Origin of the sequence: Isoptericola sediminis (assembly GCF_013085345.1) — a bacterium.
Classification (GTDB): domain Bacteria; phylum Actinomycetota; class Actinomycetes; order Actinomycetales; family Cellulomonadaceae; genus Isoptericola; species Isoptericola sediminis.
Genome location: NZ_JABFAJ010000015.1, coordinates 148,985 through 164,965, shown reverse-complemented (window position 1 = coordinate 164,965; position 15,981 = coordinate 148,985). Strand labels below are relative to the sequence as shown.

Here is a 15,981-nt window from a genome sequence, read left to right as displayed (position 1 = left end):
ACCGACGTGTGCGCACACCCCGACATCATTGCCCCAATGTCAGATGTGTTCTAACTTAGATGACATCTAACATTGTTGGAGACGACGATGGAGTTCCACGGCCGATCCTCAGACCTTCGACTGCTCCAGCAGCAGCTCGACGACGTCCGCACCGGCACCGGGACGACGCGGGGACGGGCGTTGATGCTCAGCGGCCGCCGTCGGGTCGGCAAGTCCCGACTCGTCCAGGAGCTGTGCGACCGCTCCGACCTGCCGTCCGTCGTCTTTCAGGCCACGCGACGCCGCAACCCGGCTGCCGAGCGCCGGGACTTCCTCGACATCGTGGCCCACAGCGACCTGCCCGGCGCCGACCTCGTCGCCGGTCTCACCGCGTCGGACTGGAACCAGGCCCTCCGGGCCCTCGCCGTCGCCCTGCCCGACGACGGACCCGCCGTCGTGGTCATCGACGAGCTGCCGTGGCTGACCGAGCAGGACCTCGAACTGGAGGGCGCTCTGCAGACGGTGTGGGACCGCCACCTGGCCCACAAGCCCGTGCTGCTCGTCCTCGTCGGCAGCGATCTGTCGATCATGACCGCCCTGCAGGAGCACGGTCGACCGTTCTTCGGCCGCGCTCGGCCGATCCGGATCGAACCTCTGCACGTCGCCGACGTCCAGGACGCCACGGGACTCGACGCTGCCGCCGCCGTGGACGCCTACCTCGTCACCGGTGGGTTTCCGGAGATCGTCCAGTCCTGGCGACCGGGATCGACGCTGCGGACGTTCCTCGCGGAGTCGCTGACCAACCCCCTCTCGCCGCTGCTCGTCTCCGGCGAGCTCTCGATGCTGGGCGAGTTCCCCCAGGCGACCTCGGCTCGGTCCGTGCTCGACGCCGTCGGATCGGGAGAGCGCACCTTCAGCACCATCGCGGCGGCGGCCGGCAACGACGGCCCGCTGAAGTCCGGGACCCTCGGACCGCTCCTCACCACGCTGCAGGACAGGGGTGCGCTCGCCGTGGACAGCCCGTTGTCCACGCGAGCGGACACGAAGAACAAGCGCTATCGCGTGGCAGACGCCTACCTGCGCTTCTGGCTCGCCTTCGCGCCCCGGGCGATCCCGCTCGTCGAGCGGGGTCACGGCGAACGTGCCCTGGCCCAGATCGAGCGGTCCTGGGCGTCCTGGCGCGGGAGAGCCGTCGAGCCGTTGGTCCGCGAGTCCCTGCGCCGGTTGCTCCCCGATAAGTCCTGGCCCATCGTCAACGCGGTCGGCGGATGGTGGAACCGCCGGAACAACCCCGAGGTCGACCTGGTCGGCACCGACCACGAGCCGGTCGCCCGGTCCGTCGAGCTCGTCGGCTCGGTGAAGTGGCACGACACGCGGCCCTTCGACCGGCGCGAGTACGACGCGCTGGCTCGCGCTGCCGTCGCCGTTCCCGGGGCGAGCGAGGACGTACCCCTGGTCGGGGTGTCCCGGTCCGGGTTCGTCGACGGGCTGCCGCTGGCGGCCGCCTGGGGCCCCGGGGACCTGGTGGCCGCCTGGCGGTGATCACTCGACGAGCTCAGCGGCCTCCAGCCACTCCATCTCGAGCTCGTCCTTCTCGGCCTGCAGCGCGCGCAGCCGCGCGTCGAGCCGCGCCGTCGCCTCGAAGTCGGTCGGGTCGGCCGCCATCTGCTCGTGCAGGCGCGTCTCCTCGTCGGCGAGCCGGGCGAGCTGCTTCTCCAGGCGCTGCACCGTCTTCTTCGCCTGACGCTGCTCGGCCGCCGAGGCCGCCGGGGCCTTCCGGTCGTCCGACGACGCGTCCGGGCCCGAGGCCTCGGGCGCCGTGGCGGCGGACGAGGCGCCCGTGGCCGGCGCCCGGCCCGACGTCGCCGCACGCCGCAGCTCCAGGTACTGCTCGACGCCGCCCGGCAGGTCCCGCAGCGCCCCGTCGCCGAGCAGCGCCCACTGCCGGTCGCACACCCGCTCCAGCAGGTAGCGGTCGTGGGAGACCACGATCAGCGTGCCGGGCCAGCCGTCGAGCAGGTCCTCGACCGCGGCCAGGGTGTCGGTGTCGAGGTCGTTGGTGGGCTCGTCCAGCAGCAGGACGTTCGGCTCGGAGACGAGCAGGCGCAGCAGCTGCAGCCGGCGCCGCTCCCCGCCGGACAGGCCGCGCACGATGGTGTGCGCCCGCTCGCGGGTGAAGCCGAGCCGCTCGGTGAGCTGGCCCGCGGTGAGCTCCTTGCCGTCCACGACGACGGTCCGCTTCTCCCGGTCCACGACCTGCACGGCGGTCAGGTGCGCGACGTCGTCCAGCTCGGTGACGTCCTGGGTGAGCTCGGCGACCTCGACGGTCTTGCCCCGTCGCACGCGCCCCTCCTCCGGGGTGCGGCGGCCGGCCAGCAGCGCGAGCAGGGTCGTCTTGCCCGCACCGTTGACGCCGACGACGCCGTACCGGTCGCCGGGCCCGAGGCGCCACGTGACGTCGTCGAGCAGGGTACGCTCCCCGCCGTCGGGCAGGGGGACGCGCACCGTGACGTCCTCCAGGTCCAGGACGTCCTTGCCGAGCCGCTTGGTCGCCATCTGCGTCAGCTCGAGCCGGTCGCGCGGCGGCGGCTCGTCGGCGATGAGCGTCTGGGCGGCCTCGACGCGGAACTTCGGCTTCGAGGTGCGCGCCGGGGCGCCCCGCTTGAGCCAGGCGAGCTCCTTGCGCAGCAGGTTGTTGCGCTTCTCGGCGGCCGCGGCGGCCTGCCGGGACCGCTCGGCCCGGGCCAGGATGTAGGCGGCGTACCCGCCCTCGTAGCCGTCGACGGCGCCGGAGCCGTCGCCACGGACCTCCCACATCCGCGAGCAGACGGCGTCCAGGAACCAGCGGTCGTGGGTGACGACCACCAGCGCACCGGTCGCACCGGGGCGGCCGTAGCGGTTCCTCAGGTGCTCGGCGAGCCAGGCCACGCCCTCGACGTCCAGGTGGTTGGTGGGCTCGTCGAGCAGCAGCACGTCCGGGTCCTCGACGAGCAGGTGGGCGAGCGCCACGCGGCGGCGCTGGCCGCCCGAGAGGGTCGTGGCCGGCTTGTCGAGGTCGAGGTCCGCCAGCAGCCCGGCGTGCACGGCACGGACCCGCGGGTCCGAGGCCCACTCGTGGGTCTCGTCGTCGCCGTGCACGAGGTCGAGCACCGTGGCGCCCTCGGGGACGTCGTCGCGCTGGTCGAGCATCCCGAGCCGGGAGCCGCCCACGCGGGTGATGCGGCCGGCGTCGGGCACGGCGGTCCCGGCGAGCATCCGCAGCAGGGTGGACTTGCCGGCGCCGTTGGGGCCGACGACACCGATCCGGTCGCCGTCGTCGAGCCCGAGGGAGACGTCGTCGAGCAGGGTGCGGGTGCCGATGGTCAGCGAGATGCTGTCCGCGCCGAGGAGATGTGCCACCGCAACAGGGTAGTCGCCACGGCTGCACCCCCGGTCCGGACGACGGTGCTGGGACCGCTAGCCTCGGACCGTCGACGACACCGCGTGAGGAGAGCCCGATGGCCCAGTTCGACCTGTCCCCGGCCGAGCTCGAGGAGTACCGCCCCACGATCCACGAGCCGGAGGACTTCGACACGTTCTGGACCGGCACCGTCGCCGAGGCCCGCGGTCACGGCGGCGACGTGCGGGTGGAGCGGGTCGACGCCGGGCTGACCGAGATCACGGTCGACGACGTGACGTTCCCCGGGTTCGGCGGGCACCCGATCAGGGCGTGGCTGGTCCGGCCGGCACGGGTCGACGGGCCGCTGCCGGCCGTCGTGGAGTTCATCGGGTACGGCGGGGGCCGGGGCCTGCCCCACGAGCACCTCGGGTACGCCGCCGCCGGGTTCGCCCACCTCGTGGTCGACACCCGGGGTCAGGGGTCCGGCTGGGGGTCCGGCGGGGACACCCCGGACCCGGTGGGCCACGGCCCCGCCTCCCCCGGGTTCCTGACGCGCGGCATCCTCGACCCCGCGGAGCACTACTACCGCCGCGTGTACACCGACGGGGTGCGTGCCGTGGACGCGGTGCGGCAGATCGACGGGATCGACCCGGCACGGGTCGCCGTCGCCGGGACCTCCCAGGGTGGCGGCATCGCGATCGCCGTCGCGGGTCTGCTGCCCGACGTCGCCGCCGCGGCACCGAACGTGCCGTTCCTGAGCCACTTCCGCCGCGCCGTGGAGATCACGGACGCCGACCCGTACGCGGAGATCACGCGGTACCTGTCGGTGCACCGCGAGCACGCCGACGCCGTGTGGCGCACGCTCTCCTACCTCGACGGCGTCGCGTTCGCCCGCCGCGCACGGGCCGCCGGGCTGTTCTCCGTCGCGCTCATGGACCAGGTCTGCCCGCCGTCCACGGTCTACGCCGCCTACAACGCCTGGGGTGGCACGGACCGGGAGATCGACGTCTACCCCTACAACGGGCACGAGGGCGGTCAGCACTACCGGTTCGCGCCGACGCTCGCGTTCCTGCGCAAGCATGTCTGAGCGCTGATCGTCAGACGGGTGCTGGCGTGGGACACGAGAGACCTCCGTCGGTACGAGCCGGGTTCCTCGACAGCTCCCGATCGACGCCGGAGGTCTCTCGCTGTGTCAACAACGTGCCGCGGACGTGGAGCTAGTCCGCGACGGGCATCCATACACGCATCGTGGACGGCCCCCTGTTGGCCCAGGCGTGGTACGGCACGAGGGTGACGTCACGGACCTCACCGGCGGCGGCAGCGTCCGGCTCGGGACGGTACGGCCACGTGGCCTCGATCCGCTCACGCAGACGCACGGGCACCCGGACGATCGTGCCGTCGTCGGCGGGGGCGTCAGAGGCAACGACCTCAGCGAGAGCGACGTCCACTCCGAGGTCCACCGACTCCAGGCAGTACACGACCGGGCCGCGCTCGACAGCGACCTGGCCTCGGAGGGCGTCGACCTGCGGGTGCGGCCACGTCCACCGGGCGGCGAGAGGGATGACGAGTTCGACAACATCACCGACCGCCCACTCCCGGCGCACGTCCGCGTAGCCCGGTCCCATCTCGCGCTCCTCCTCGCCCACGCGCAGTACGGCACTCGGGCACCAGCCCGGCACGCGCAGGGAGAGGGTCCACGGCTCCGGTGGCGTAGCGGCGATCCGGACCCGGACGAGGCCGTCCTCGGGGTAGCGGGTCTCGACGTCGACCTCGACGCCTCCAGCAATGTCCGCCCGGATGTGCGCGCTCGCATACTGGTGCACCTGAAGGCCGTCAGCGCTGGTCGTGGCGACATAGGCACCGAGCGAGGACAGGGTGCGGGCAACGTTCGTCGGGCAGCACGAGACGGCGAACCAGGGTGCCCGCAGGCTCGAGGCGGCCCGGGGGCTCGGCTCGTCCTGAGCCGGCTCGGTGCCCGGCTCCCGCTGGTGCAGGGTGTTGGTGTAGTGGAACGCCCGTCCGTCCTGCGCTGGCGAGGCGCTGATCACGTTGTACAGCACGCGCTCGACGAGGTCGGCGTGCTCAGCGCCGCCGTCGGCGAGCAGGAGACGGTGCGCGGTATGGATCGCGCCGACCCCCGCGCACGTCTCGGAGTAGGCCCGGTCCGGGGGCAGCTCGTAGTCCTGCCCGAACGATTCGCCCTCGTGATGGGCTCCCATACCGCCGGTCAGGTACGTCCTTGTCGCGACCGTGCGGGCGACCTGTGACGTGACGGCGTCCAGGAGATCGGTGTCGCCGGTCTCTGCGGCGACGTCGAGCGCCCCGGACGCGAGGTAGAGGGCACGCACCGCGTGGCCGCGGAGCACCTCCGCCGCCCGCACCGGGACGTCGTCCTGGAAGTACTCGGGGCCGAAGTCGATCTCCCCGAGGAGACCGTGACCGCGGCGCTCGAGGAAGAGCCGGGCCTGTTCGAGGTAGCGGCGCTCGCCGGTGTGCCGGCCGAGCTCGACGAGGGCCGTCTCGATCTCCGGATGACCGCCGACCTTCTCGAGGCCGTCCGGACCGAAGACGTCGCAGACGTGGTCCGCGGCCCGCACCGCGATGTCGACGAACGAGTCGTGGCCGTGGGTGCGGGCGCGCGCCACGCCGGCCTGGATGAGGTGCCCGAAGCAGTACAGCTCGTGGCCCCACTCGAAGTCGGAGTAACGCGGCTGCTGACCGCGCCGGCCGAACATGGTGTTGAGGTAGCCGTCCGGCTCCTGCACGGGCCGGATACGGTCGACGAGTGCGGTGAACCGCCGCTCGAGTCCGGGGTCTCCGGTCCGCCCGATTTCCCAGGCCATGGCCTCCATGAGCTTGTAGACGTCGGAGTCCGAGAACTCCCGGCCCTGGCGGTCTGCGGGGAGACGCCCCTCGACGGCAGCGTCGAAGTTGCCGATCCAACCGACCCGCTCCATCCAATACTCGGCGTGGTCGATGATCGCGGTCGCGTTGAGGTCCTGCATCCGCGTCCAGAAGCCGCCCGTGATCGTCACGTCGTGCAGACCCAACGGGGTCAGGGCTCCGGTGGACGGAGCGACGGGACGGCCGCGGAGCTGTGGGGAGGAACGATGGGACATGGTCGGACTCGCTTTCGTTCGGGTGCTCACTTCACGGCGCCGACGGTGAGGCCGTCGCGCAGGAGCCGGTAGGTCAGGGCGTAGACGAGAAGGACGGGTATGGAACTGAGCACCGCCAGAGCCATGAGCCCGGGCCAGTTGATGCCGAAGGCGGAGACCTGCTGGGCGAGCAGCGCACTGAGCGGGTACGTCCCCGGGGAGAGGAAGAAGTTGACCGCGTAGAGAAACTCGCCCCACGCGAGCAGGAACACCAGGGTGCCGGTGGTCGCCACGCCGTTGCGGGCGACCGGCAGCACAACGAAGAAGAAGCTCCGAAGCACCGAGGCACCGTCGATCGCGGCGGCCTCCTCCAGCTGGGGCGGCACCGCGCGGAAGAAGGGGCGCAGAAGGATCGTGGCGAAGGGCACGAGCAGCGCCGAGTCGGCGATGACGACGCCCAGCGTGCTGTCGAGCAGGCCCCAGCTGCCGAAGATCTGGAACAGCGGGATGACGTTGGCGGTCTGCGGCAGCATCTGGAGCACGATGAGCAACCCGAGCCCCACCGAGACGGCCCAGCCGCGGGTTCGTGCCAGGCCGTAGCCGGCCGGGATAGCGATCGCGAGGGTGAGGGCGGTCGTGCCCACCGCGATGACCACGGACTGCTGCAGTGCCGAGACGAGCGCGCCGTCGAGCGCCTCGACGTAGCTCGTGACGACCGGCCGGAAGACGAAGGTGGCGTCGGCAGCGAAGACGTCGGAGGAGCTCTTGAACGAGGTCAGCAGGATCCACAGCAGGGGGACGCCGTACATGAGGGTGAGCAGGATCTTCACGATGGTGTTGACCGGCCCGGCGGAGTGGCTCATTCCTTCTCCTCCTTGCGGATGCTGCGTGCGTAGAGCACAGCCAGGACGAGCACCACGAGCACGGCCACGACCGATGTCGAGGCGCCGAGCCCGAAGTTGAACTGGCTGAAGGCCTGGAGGTAGCCCAGGAACGGCAGGGTGTTCGTCGCCGTACCGGGGCCGCCGTACGTCATGACGTAGATGAAGTCGAAGCTGCGGAAGCCGTAGACGATCGTCAGGACGAGCAGCACGAGCATCGTCGGGCGGACCGAGGGCACCATGATGTGGCGCACCTCCTGCCAACGGCCGGCACCGTCGAGCGCGGCAGCCTCGAACACCTCGGGTTCGATGTTGAGCAGGGCGGCGCGGAAGACGAGTGCGTTGAAGGGGATCACCGCCCAGGAGTTGACGAACGCCACGGCCCCGAGGGCCCAGTGCTGGTCGTACAGGAACGGGAGCGCCGTGTCCGTCAAGCCGACGGCGCGGGCGACGACGTTGAGCAGGCCCGCGTCAGCGAGAAGAAACTTCCACACCGAGCCGTTGACGACCGGGGGCAGAGCCCAGGCGAACACCATGACGGCCAGCAGGACGTTGGACCACCGGCCCCGGGTGCGCAGAGCAACGGCCCCGGCGAATCCGCCGACCATACCGATCACCGTCACGACGAGCACGAAGACGGCCGTGCGGACCAGGGCGTCGCCGGTCTGACCCGACGCCAGGCCCTCCTGAAAGTTCTCCAGACCGACGAAGAGCCAAGAACTGTTCAGGGTCGATGCCGTGACGTCGCTGAGGCTCATCCGAAGGAGCTGGACGAGGGGGAACAAGGAGAAGAGGGCGAGGAAGACGAGGGCCGGTAGCAGGAAGAGGTAGCGGCTCTGGTGTCGGGGGCGTCGCTGGGGCGGCGCCGCGGCCGCCGCTCGGGCAGCCGCCGGTGCGGGTGTGGACATGTCGGGCTCCGTCGCGTCGGGGGCGCCCGGCGGCGCCCGGAGGGACCGCGGGCACCGTTCGAGGTGCCCGCGGCCGGTCCGATGTCAGCCGATGAGGGCCTGAATCTGGGCGATGACGTCCGCAGCGGCGTCCTCTGGGCTGCGCTGGCCGCCCAAGGCCGCGCTCCAGGCCTGTCCCATCGCCGTCTGCAGCTTGGCCACGTTCTCCGGGGGAATGATCGGGTCGGGGTAGTTCGCACCGTTCTGTGCCAGCGTCGTGGCGAACGGTTCGAGCAGGGAGTTGTCCGTGACCTCCGCCTCCTGGGAGGTGTCCAGCCGGGAGGGAATGGAGCCGACGTTGTCGACGGCAAGAAGCTGACCCTCGGGGTCGTAGTAGGTCTCCGTCAGGTACTGCCACGCGAGGTCTGGGTCGTCGCTGAAGGCGCCGATGCTCTGGCCCTCACCGCCGAGGTAGACCTTGCCGCTCTCGCCCACCGGGAGCGGGACGACGCCGTACTCGAAGTCGGCCTCGGCCTCGGCGGTGCCCATCTGCCAGTTCCCGTTTGCGGCGAAGGCGACGTCGCCGGAGGTGAACTCCTGGAACGGCACGGTCTGGTCCCAGGTGGTGGCCTCCTGGGAGAGGTAGCCGTCCTCCACCCAGCCGCGCGCCATGGCAAAACCATCGGTGAGCGCCTGCTCGTCGAGGTCGGAGTAGTCGAAGCCCTGGCTGGTGAGCCACGGGTAGGCCTGCCATTCACCCTGGGACTGCGGCAGGCCGGAGAGCGTGATGCCCTGGTAGCCGGCGTCCACGGCGGCGGCCATGGCGGCCTCGAGCTCGTCGATGCTCGTCGGGGGCTCGACACCGATCTCGGCGAGGATGTCGGCGTTGTACCACAGGCCCAACAGGTTGACGTAGCCCTGAACGGCGTAGACATGGTCGTCCATGCCGTGGATCACCGAGTCCGGGAACTGGTCCGCGTCGGCGAAACCCTCCCACGGCTCCTCCATCGGGGCCAGCGCCCCGGCGAGGGCGAGCGTGCTCCACTCGGCGCCGTTGAAGACGACGACGTCCGGCCCGGTCTGCTGCCCGGCGGCTGAGATGACCTTGGAGTTCATCTGGTCGTAGGGGACGTAGACGTTCTCCACCGTGACGCCGTCGTGGGCCTCCTCGAACTTGGCGGCGTAGTCGTCCATGAGCTGGACCTGGTTCTCGGCGCTGAAGTAGTGCCACACCGTGACGGTGCCGTCACCTCCCGCGGCGTCGGCGGTGCTGCCACCGTCCGCTGTCCCCGGCTCTGGATCACCCCCACTGCACGCGGCGAGCAGGAGGGCGGTGGCCACCGCCCCGCCGACGACTGCGGCGTGACGGGTCCTGCGGTTCTGAGCAGAGTTCCTCACGACATCTCCTTCGTGCCCGCGTCCTCGCGGGCTTGGGACGGTTCCACGGCGATCTCGAAACTGTCCGAAACCGCTTTCTGTACCGTAGATCGCGAGACGCCGCCCGTCAATAGCGCTCAGATCCAGTATGTTTGGGGAAGAAACAGGCCTGGGGAGGAGCACGGTGAGCACCGCCAAGAACGACCGCTCGAAAACGGTAACGCTGCGTGACGTGGCACAGGTGGCGGGAGTGTCACTCTCGACGGCGTCGAAGGCGCTCAACGGTCGGGCAGATGTCCGCCCGGAGACGCGCCGGCGGGTGGAGGAGGCTGCCGACCGGCTGGCCTTCCGGCCCAACGCGGCCGCGCAGCTCCTGCCCAGCGGGCGCACCGGGACCGTCGGTCTCATCACGAGCGACCTCGAGGGCCGGTTCTCAATCCCCATCCTCATGGGGGCCGAGGATGCCGCCGGTGCCGGGAAGATGTCCGTCTTCCTGTGCGACGCACGGGAAGACACCATTCGGGAGCGCTACCACCTCGAAGCGCTGCTGAGCCGCCGGGTGGACGGCATCATCGTCGTCGGCAGCCGGACCGACCCTCGGCCGTCGCTCGGCCGCGACCTCCCGGTGCCGCTGGTCTACGTCTACGCGCCGTCCGACTCGCCCGACGACCTCTCGCTCGTTCCCGACAACGTCGGGGCGGGCCGGCTGGCCGTGGAGCACCTGCTCTCGACCGGGAGACGGCGACTGGCCCACATCGCCGGCGACCCGACCTACGCGGCGGCCCGTGACCGCGTCGAGGGAGTGACGTCCGCCCTTGCCGAGCACGGGCTCGGGCTCGCCGGGGGCCACCAGCCCGTCTACGGGGCATGGTCCGAGGCGTGGGGGCGTACGGCCTTGCGGGCCGTGCTCGAGGCCGACCCCGACATCGACGCCGTCATCGCCGGGAGCGACCAGATCGCTCGCGGCGTCCTCGACGCGCTGCGAGAGCTCGGCCGCCGCGTCCCTCAGGATGTTGCCGTCGTCAGCTTCGACAACTGGGAGATCCTCGCCACCGGGTCGGTCCCGCAGCTGACGAGCGTGGACATGCGCTTCGAGTCGCTCGGCCGACAGGCCGCCCAGCGGCTCTTCGCCGCGTTCGACGGCACCCAGGAGGTCGGGACGCTGACCCAACCGTGCCGTCTGGTCGTGCGCGGATCGTCCGTCGAAGGAGCCTGAGCCGGCTCAGCCCGGGAGTCGACGCGGCAGGACCGGCCCGACTCACAGTAGCCAGTCCTGGCCGACCGACGGGCGATGGCCCTGCATCCCGTCAGAGGACGCGGGCCCCCGCGGCGGGCGCCGTCGTGCACCACACGGAGTCCGCGGCGTCCTCGGCGGTCCACGTCGCCGCGATCGCCAGTGCGTGCTGGCGCGACCGCGCCAGCGCGGCGACCGTCGGTCCGGACCCCGACACCATCGCTCCGAGCGCCCCGCCGTTCCGGGCGATCTCGAGCGTGCGCTCCAGCTCGGGCCGCAGGTCGAGCGCGGCGGGCTCCAGGTCGTTGTGCAGCGCCGCGCCGAGGGCCGACGGGTCGCCCGCGCGCAGCGCCTGCATGAGGGGGTTGTCGTCGACGAGGTCCACCGGCGGAGCCGTCGGGCCGCACAGCTCGTCGAACCGTCGGTACACCGCCGGTGTCGACAGACCCTCGTCGCGGGTCGCGAACGCCCAGTGGAACTCCCCGCGGGACATCGCCGGCGTCAGCAGGTGGCCGCGACCGGTCCCCACGGCGGTGTGGCCCAGCAGGGCGAACGGCACGTCGGACCCGAGGACCGCGGCCAGCGTGGAGAGCTCACCACGGGACAGCCCGGTGCCCCACAGCGCGTCGCAGGCGACCAGCGTGGCCGCGGCGTCGGCGGACCCGCCCGCCATCCCGCCGGCGACGGGGACACCCTTGGCCAGGTGCAGCGCGACGTCCGGGGAGATGCCGACGTGCTCGGCGAGCAGCTCGGCCGCCCGCCAGGCGAGATTGGTGGCGTCCAGCGGGACCCGGTCGGCCTGCGGTCCCTCGACGGTCACGGAGATCCCCGCACCGTCGGCGACCTCGGTGGCCGTCACCTCCTCGGCCAGGGCCACGGCCTGGAACACGGTCACCAGCGGGTGGTAGCCGTCCTCCTCGACCGGACCGACACGCAGCGAGAGGTTGACCTTGCCCGGCGCGCGGACGCGGACGGACGGCGACGGGGCGGCAGCAAGTGTCACTCGTCCACCGTGCCAGCCGTGACGGGAAGGTGCTCGGCGATCCGCGCGAAATCCGTGATCGAGAGTCGCTCGCCGCGCAGCCGCGGGTCGACGCCCGCGGCACGCAGCGCCTCCTCGGCCGCGGCGCCGGAGCCGAACAGCCCCGACAGCGCGGCGCGCAGGGTCTTGCGCCGCTGGGCGAACGCCGCGTCCACGACGGTGAACACCTGCCGTCGCGTGGCGGTGGTCTCCGGCGGGTCTCGGCGTTCGATCGCCACCAGCGCGGAGTCGACGTTGGGCTCCGGCCAGAACACGTGCCGGGAGATGTTGAGCGACCGACGGGCGGCGCCGTACCAGGCCGCCTTCGCCGACGGCACGCCGTACGTCCGGGACCCGGGCGGCGCGGCCAGACGGTCGGCGACCTCGGCCTGCACCATCACCAGCACCGAACGGAGCGAGTCGAAACGCTCGAGGAACGTCAGCAGCACCGGCACGGCGACGTTGTACGGCAGGTTCGCCACGAGGGCGGTCGGCGGCTCGCCCGGCAGCGTGGTGACGTCGAGCGCGTCGGCGGTCACGACCTCGAAGTCCGCGTCGGGGGCGTGGTGCCGCACCGTGTCGGTGATCTGGCCGGCGAGCACCGGGTCGATCTCGACGGCCACGACCGAGGCGCCGGCCTCGAGGAGCCCCAGGGTCAGGGATCCGAGCCCCGGACCGACCTCGACGACGCGGTCGCCGGGTCGCACGTCGGCGGCACGGACGATCTTGCGCACCGTGCCGCCGTCGTGGACGAAGTTCTGCCCCAGCGTCTTGGTCGGCCGGACGCCGAGGCGCCCTGCCAGCTCGCGGATCTCCGCGGGGCCGAGCAGGGCGCCAGGGGTGTTGGTCATGGGCGGCAGTATCGCCCGACCAGGGGTGTCGGTACCAGTCGGCTCAGTACCAGTTGTTCGCCTGCGAGTGGCTCCAGGCACCGCACGGCGTGCCGTAGCGGCCGGCGATGTAGTCCAGGCCCCAGGCGATCTGGGTGGCCGGGTTGGTCTGCCAGTCGCCGCCGTGCGAGGACATCTTGCCGCCGGGCAGCGCCTGCGGGATGCCGTAGGCACCCGAGGACGGGTTGGACGCGGTGTGCGACCAGTTGGACTCCTTGGTCCACAGCGACTCCAGGCAGGTCCACTGCGAGCCGGTCCAGCCGCGCTCGGCGGCCATCTGCTGACCGATCGACCGGTTCGACCCGGAGTAGGACGACCCCGAGCTCGACGACCCCGAGCTCGACGAACCCGAGCTCGACGAGCTGGAGCTCGACGACGTCGCGGGCTCCGGCGCGGGCTCGGGCTCCGGCTCCGGACGCTCCTTGGTGCCCTGGACCAGCACGCGGGTCTTCGGCTTCTTGGTGACCTCGGAGCTGATCTTCTCGCTCGAGACCTTCTCGCCGTCGATCGTGGTGACCTCGCGGACGATGGTGCGCACCCCGTCGCGGCCCTTCTTCTTGACCTTGCGGTCGAGGTCCTCGTACCGGCCGTCGTCCTGGACGACCTTGACGTCCCGCTCGATCTTCTTGGTCTTCTCGACCCGCTCGACCTCGAGGCGCTCGACGACGGCGGCCACGTCGGGCATCTCGACGCCCTCGGGCAGCTTCTTGGCCTTGACGCCGGCGGTCGCGGCGTCGGTGACGGTGACGATGTCGTCGGAGTCGATCTCGACGTCGGCGGCGCCGAGCACGGCGTCCAGCTCGTCGGAACCGTCCACGACCTCGATCTCGTCGTCGGCCACGACGGCGACGTCCTCGCCGGCGTGGACGTCCAGCGGCAGCGCCGCACGGTCAGCGGAGCGCGAGGCGACGAGGCGGACCTCGCTGCCACGCTGGCTCAGCAGGTTCAGGGCCTCGTTGGCGTCGGCGGCGTTGATCCAGGTGGACGACTCCTTGCCGTCGACCTCGACGTCCACCTGCTTGCCGGTGCGCACGACGATGTCGCTGCCGTCGCGCAGCGCCGCGGCGGTGGACGGCGCCACGACGTCGCGCTCGCCGAGGTCGACACCCTGCTCGTCGAGCAGTCCGTCGACGTCGCCGGCGAAGGTGCCGACCGAACGGGTCTCCCCGTCGACGTCCAGCGTCACGGTCTTGTGGGCCTGCGAGACGCCCACGGCGGAACCGACACCGAGGGCGAGGGCGCCGACGGTGAACGAGGCGATGAGGGTGCGCCGACGACGGACGCGGTGCGTCCGGGTCACGGCTCGGGTCTCAGCCGTGGTCGGCTGCGGCTCGATGTTCTCGGGCACGGAGGTCATACAGCTCCAAGGTGAGTGCGTGGGGCCGGCCCCCTGCGGGCCGTGCATGTCGACAGCTCTGGACGGTCGGTCCTGACGGCGTGGACTCGCCCGGTCGGAACGACGCGGCGGCCACCGTAACCATTCCGTGATCCGTGGCAAGAGGACGTAGGTCACATCGGGGCAGCGGGCACACGCCTTTCACACGCCCCGCACACCCCCGTTCCCCCACCGTCAGATCCGAGGCCCCGTCACCTCCCGGGTGACCGCGGAGACGGGACCGCCCGGAGACGGGCACGAGGGTCGAACCGGCCCGGCTGCGGGGACGGAGGACGCGGCGAAGCGGCCGGCAGGCCCGGACCGCGTCGTCATCCCCGAAGTGGAGCGCCCCCTGGGGCGCGTGGACGCGACGTGGTCCGGGCCTGCCGGCCGCGGCTCAACCGGTCAGAGCAGCCCGAGCTTCGCGGCGCAGTGCGGCCACTGGCCCCACCCGGCCCGCGACTGCAGGATCTGCGCCCGCTTCGTCTGCTCGGCGGCCGACGCGTCGGACGGCAGCCCGGTACCGCCCACCGCCTGCCAGGTGGACAGCGAGAACTGGTACATCCCGTAGTACCCGTTGCCGGTGTTCGTCGTCGGGTCACCGCCGGACTCGCACTCCGCGAGTGCGGCCCACACGGAGCCGGAGGGCGCGGACCCGCCGGACGTGGAACCGGACGAGGAGGACGACGTGGAACCGGAGGACGACGACGAGGACGAGGACGACGAGCTGCTGGACTCGGTCGGCTGCGGGGCAGGTTCGGGAGCGGGACGCTCCTTGGTGCCCTTGACGACGACGCGGTCCACCGGCTTCGTCGTGACCTTGCTCGACACCTTCTCGCGCTTCGTCACCTCGCCGTCGACCCGGGTGACCCGCCAGGTGATGGTGCGCTCGCCCGGCCGGCCCTGCGTGGCCACCGTCGAGCCCTGGTCGGCGTAGCGGTCGGGGTCGGTCTTCGTGACGGTGTCGAAGTCGATCTTCTTGGTCCGCACGACCTTCTCGGTGTCGACGATCTGCACGACGACCCGCACGGACGGTTCGCCGGCGCGCGGCGGGTCGACCTGCTCGACGTGCACGCGGTCGTCGGCGTCGATCTCGACGCCCTCGGCGGCGAGCAGCTCGGCCAGGGTGACCGCACCGTCGTCGACCACCGACGACTTGCCGCCGACGACGAGCGTCACGGGCTGGTCCGCGTCGAGGCGGATCGGCAGCACGGCGCGCTCCGCGGAGCGCGACGGCAGCAGCCGGATCTGCTCGGCACGGTCGGCGAGCTCCTCCAGCGCCTCGTCGGCGTCGAGGGCGGCGACCCAGACGTCCTCCCGCTCGCCGTCGGCCTCGACCGTCAGCTCGCGGCCGTACCGGACCTCGACGACGGCGCCGTCACGCAGCTCGTCGTCGACGGCGGGGGTCACCTCGTCGTTGTCGCCGACGCGGACGCCCTCTTCCGCCAGCACGTCGTCGACGGTGTCGGCGTACGTCGTGACGGTGGTGAGGCGGCCGTCGACGTCGATGGTGACGTCCTTGCGCAGCTGCTCGACCACGGCCGCGGAGACCCCGCCGGCCACGGCCAGGCTGAGCGCCGCCACGACGGCCACGAGCGGCCACCGGCGGCGTCGGCGACGGGTCGCCGCCGCGTCGGCGGGCGGCTCACCACCGCTGCCGGCGGACGAGGAGTGAACGGCAACCGGCTCGGTCGACGGAGTCACGGAGTCGAAAGGAGAGGCCTGCATGGCGGTCCAGACGTCGTGCGGTCCGGGTTCGACGACGGGTACCCCGGCGCGAGCGGTCGGGTCCGGGTCGGTCCGGCGATCGCGACGACCGTAACCGCATCGTGATCTTCGACCAACCGTGCTCATGGTAAG

General features: G+C 71.7%; 12 protein-coding genes. 3 read left to right on the top strand and 9 right to left on the bottom strand.

Going from position 1 to position 15,981, the window contains the following annotated elements; all coding sequences use genetic code 11:
* Positions 1 to 87: 87 nt before the first annotated feature.
* The gene (locus HLI28_RS08810; protein ID WP_171247140.1) at positions 88 to 1,521 is read left to right on the top strand and encodes an ATP-binding protein; all 1,434 of its coding nucleotides are present in this window, start codon (positions 88 to 90) and stop codon (positions 1,519 to 1,521) included.
* Here the strand turns inward: HLI28_RS08810 and HLI28_RS08805 are convergent, their stop codons facing one another.
* Positions 1,522 to 3,378, bottom strand: a complete 1,857-nt coding sequence (locus tag HLI28_RS08805) for an ATP-binding cassette domain-containing protein (RefSeq protein ID WP_171247139.1) — start codon at positions 3,376 to 3,378, stop codon at positions 1,522 to 1,524.
* A gap of 98 nt (positions 3,379 to 3,476) precedes the next feature.
* On the opposite strand from HLI28_RS08805, the gene HLI28_RS08800 reads away from it, so the two are divergent.
* Entirely contained in the window at positions 3,477 to 4,445 is a 969-nt protein-coding gene (locus tag HLI28_RS08800; RefSeq protein WP_171247138.1) for an acetylxylan esterase, read from the top strand.
* A gap of 130 nt (positions 4,446 to 4,575) precedes the next feature.
* Here HLI28_RS08800 and HLI28_RS08795 read toward each other — a convergent pair whose 3' ends face one another.
* The 4 genes from HLI28_RS08795 to HLI28_RS08780 form a co-directional block, all read right to left on the bottom strand.
* Positions 4,576 to 6,477 carry a glycoside hydrolase family 127 protein gene (locus tag HLI28_RS08795; RefSeq protein WP_171247137.1) on the bottom strand — a complete coding sequence of 634 codons (1,902 nt, stop codon included), beginning with the start codon at positions 6,475 to 6,477 and terminating at the stop codon, positions 4,576 to 4,578.
* A gap of 26 nt (positions 6,478 to 6,503) precedes the next feature.
* Positions 6,504 to 7,319, bottom strand: coding sequence for a carbohydrate ABC transporter permease (locus tag HLI28_RS08790; RefSeq protein WP_171247136.1), 816 nt, complete (start codon positions 7,317 to 7,319; stop codon positions 6,504 to 6,506).
* Positions 7,316 to 8,245 carry a carbohydrate ABC transporter permease gene (locus tag HLI28_RS08785; RefSeq protein ID WP_171247135.1) on the bottom strand — a complete coding sequence of 310 codons (930 nt, stop codon included), beginning with the start codon at positions 8,243 to 8,245 and terminating at the stop codon, positions 7,316 to 7,318. Before HLI28_RS08785 ends, HLI28_RS08790 begins: the two co-directional genes overlap by 4 nt.
* Positions 8,246 to 8,329: 84 nt before the next feature.
* Positions 8,330 to 9,622 carry an extracellular solute-binding protein gene (locus HLI28_RS08780; RefSeq protein WP_171247134.1) on the bottom strand — a complete coding sequence of 431 codons (1,293 nt, stop codon included), beginning with the start codon at positions 9,620 to 9,622 and terminating at the stop codon, positions 8,330 to 8,332.
* 127 nt (positions 9,623 to 9,749) lie between these two features.
* Here HLI28_RS08780 and HLI28_RS08775 point away from each other — a divergent pair, with 127 nt between their 5' ends.
* Positions 9,750 to 10,817: a LacI family DNA-binding transcriptional regulator gene (locus HLI28_RS08775; protein ID WP_171247133.1), complete on the top strand. Its 1,068-nt coding sequence runs from the start codon at positions 9,750 to 9,752 to the stop codon at positions 10,815 to 10,817.
* Between the two features lie 91 nt (positions 10,818 to 10,908).
* On the opposite strand, the gene HLI28_RS08770 is transcribed toward HLI28_RS08775, so the two are convergent.
* From HLI28_RS08770 to HLI28_RS08755, 4 genes are all read right to left on the bottom strand, one after another.
* The gene (locus HLI28_RS08770) at positions 10,909 to 11,838 is read right to left on the bottom strand and encodes a 4-(cytidine 5'-diphospho)-2-C-methyl-D-erythritol kinase (protein ID WP_171247132.1); all 930 of its coding nucleotides are present in this window, start codon (positions 11,836 to 11,838) and stop codon (positions 10,909 to 10,911) included.
* Positions 11,835 to 12,707 carry a 16S rRNA (adenine(1518)-N(6)/adenine(1519)-N(6))-dimethyltransferase RsmA gene (gene rsmA, locus HLI28_RS08765; RefSeq protein ID WP_171247131.1) on the bottom strand — a complete coding sequence of 291 codons (873 nt, stop codon included), beginning with the start codon at positions 12,705 to 12,707 and terminating at the stop codon, positions 11,835 to 11,837. Before rsmA ends, HLI28_RS08770 begins: the two co-directional genes overlap by 4 nt.
* Positions 12,708 to 12,750: 43 nt before the next feature.
* Entirely contained in the window at positions 12,751 to 14,103 is a 1,353-nt protein-coding gene (locus HLI28_RS08760; RefSeq protein ID WP_171247130.1) for a resuscitation-promoting factor, read from the bottom strand.
* 423 nt (positions 14,104 to 14,526) lie between these two features.
* On the bottom strand, positions 14,527 to 15,825 hold the full coding sequence (locus HLI28_RS08755) for a resuscitation-promoting factor (protein WP_343035742.1): 1,299 nt from the start codon (positions 15,823 to 15,825) through the stop codon (positions 14,527 to 14,529).
* Positions 15,826 to 15,981: the final 156 nt, after the last annotated feature.

Excerpts from the sequence above, each read along its gene's own strand:
- HLI28_RS08795 (WP_171247137.1), bottom strand. The coding sequence starts at position 6,477 with ATGTCCCATCGTTCCTCCCCACAGCTCCGCGGCCGTCCCGTCGCTCCG.
- HLI28_RS08760 (WP_171247130.1), bottom strand. The coding sequence starts at position 14,103 with ATGACCTCCGTGCCCGAGAACATCGAGCCGCAGCCGACCACGGCTGAG.
- HLI28_RS08800 (WP_171247138.1), top strand. The coding sequence starts at position 3,477 with ATGGCCCAGTTCGACCTGTCCCCGGCCGAGCTCGAGGAGTACCGCCCC.
- HLI28_RS08775 (WP_171247133.1), top strand. The coding sequence starts at position 9,750 with ATGTTTGGGGAAGAAACAGGCCTGGGGAGGAGCACGGTGAGCACCGCC.
- HLI28_RS08785 (WP_171247135.1), bottom strand. The coding sequence starts at position 8,245 with ATGTCCACACCCGCACCGGCGGCTGCCCGAGCGGCGGCCGCGGCGCCG.
- HLI28_RS08810 (WP_171247140.1), top strand. The coding sequence starts at position 88 with ATGGAGTTCCACGGCCGATCCTCAGACCTTCGACTGCTCCAGCAGCAG.
- HLI28_RS08790 (WP_171247136.1), bottom strand. The coding sequence starts at position 7,319 with ATGAGCCACTCCGCCGGGCCGGTCAACACCATCGTGAAGATCCTGCTC.
- rsmA (WP_171247131.1), bottom strand. The coding sequence starts at position 12,707 with ATGACCAACACCCCTGGCGCCCTGCTCGGCCCCGCGGAGATCCGCGAG.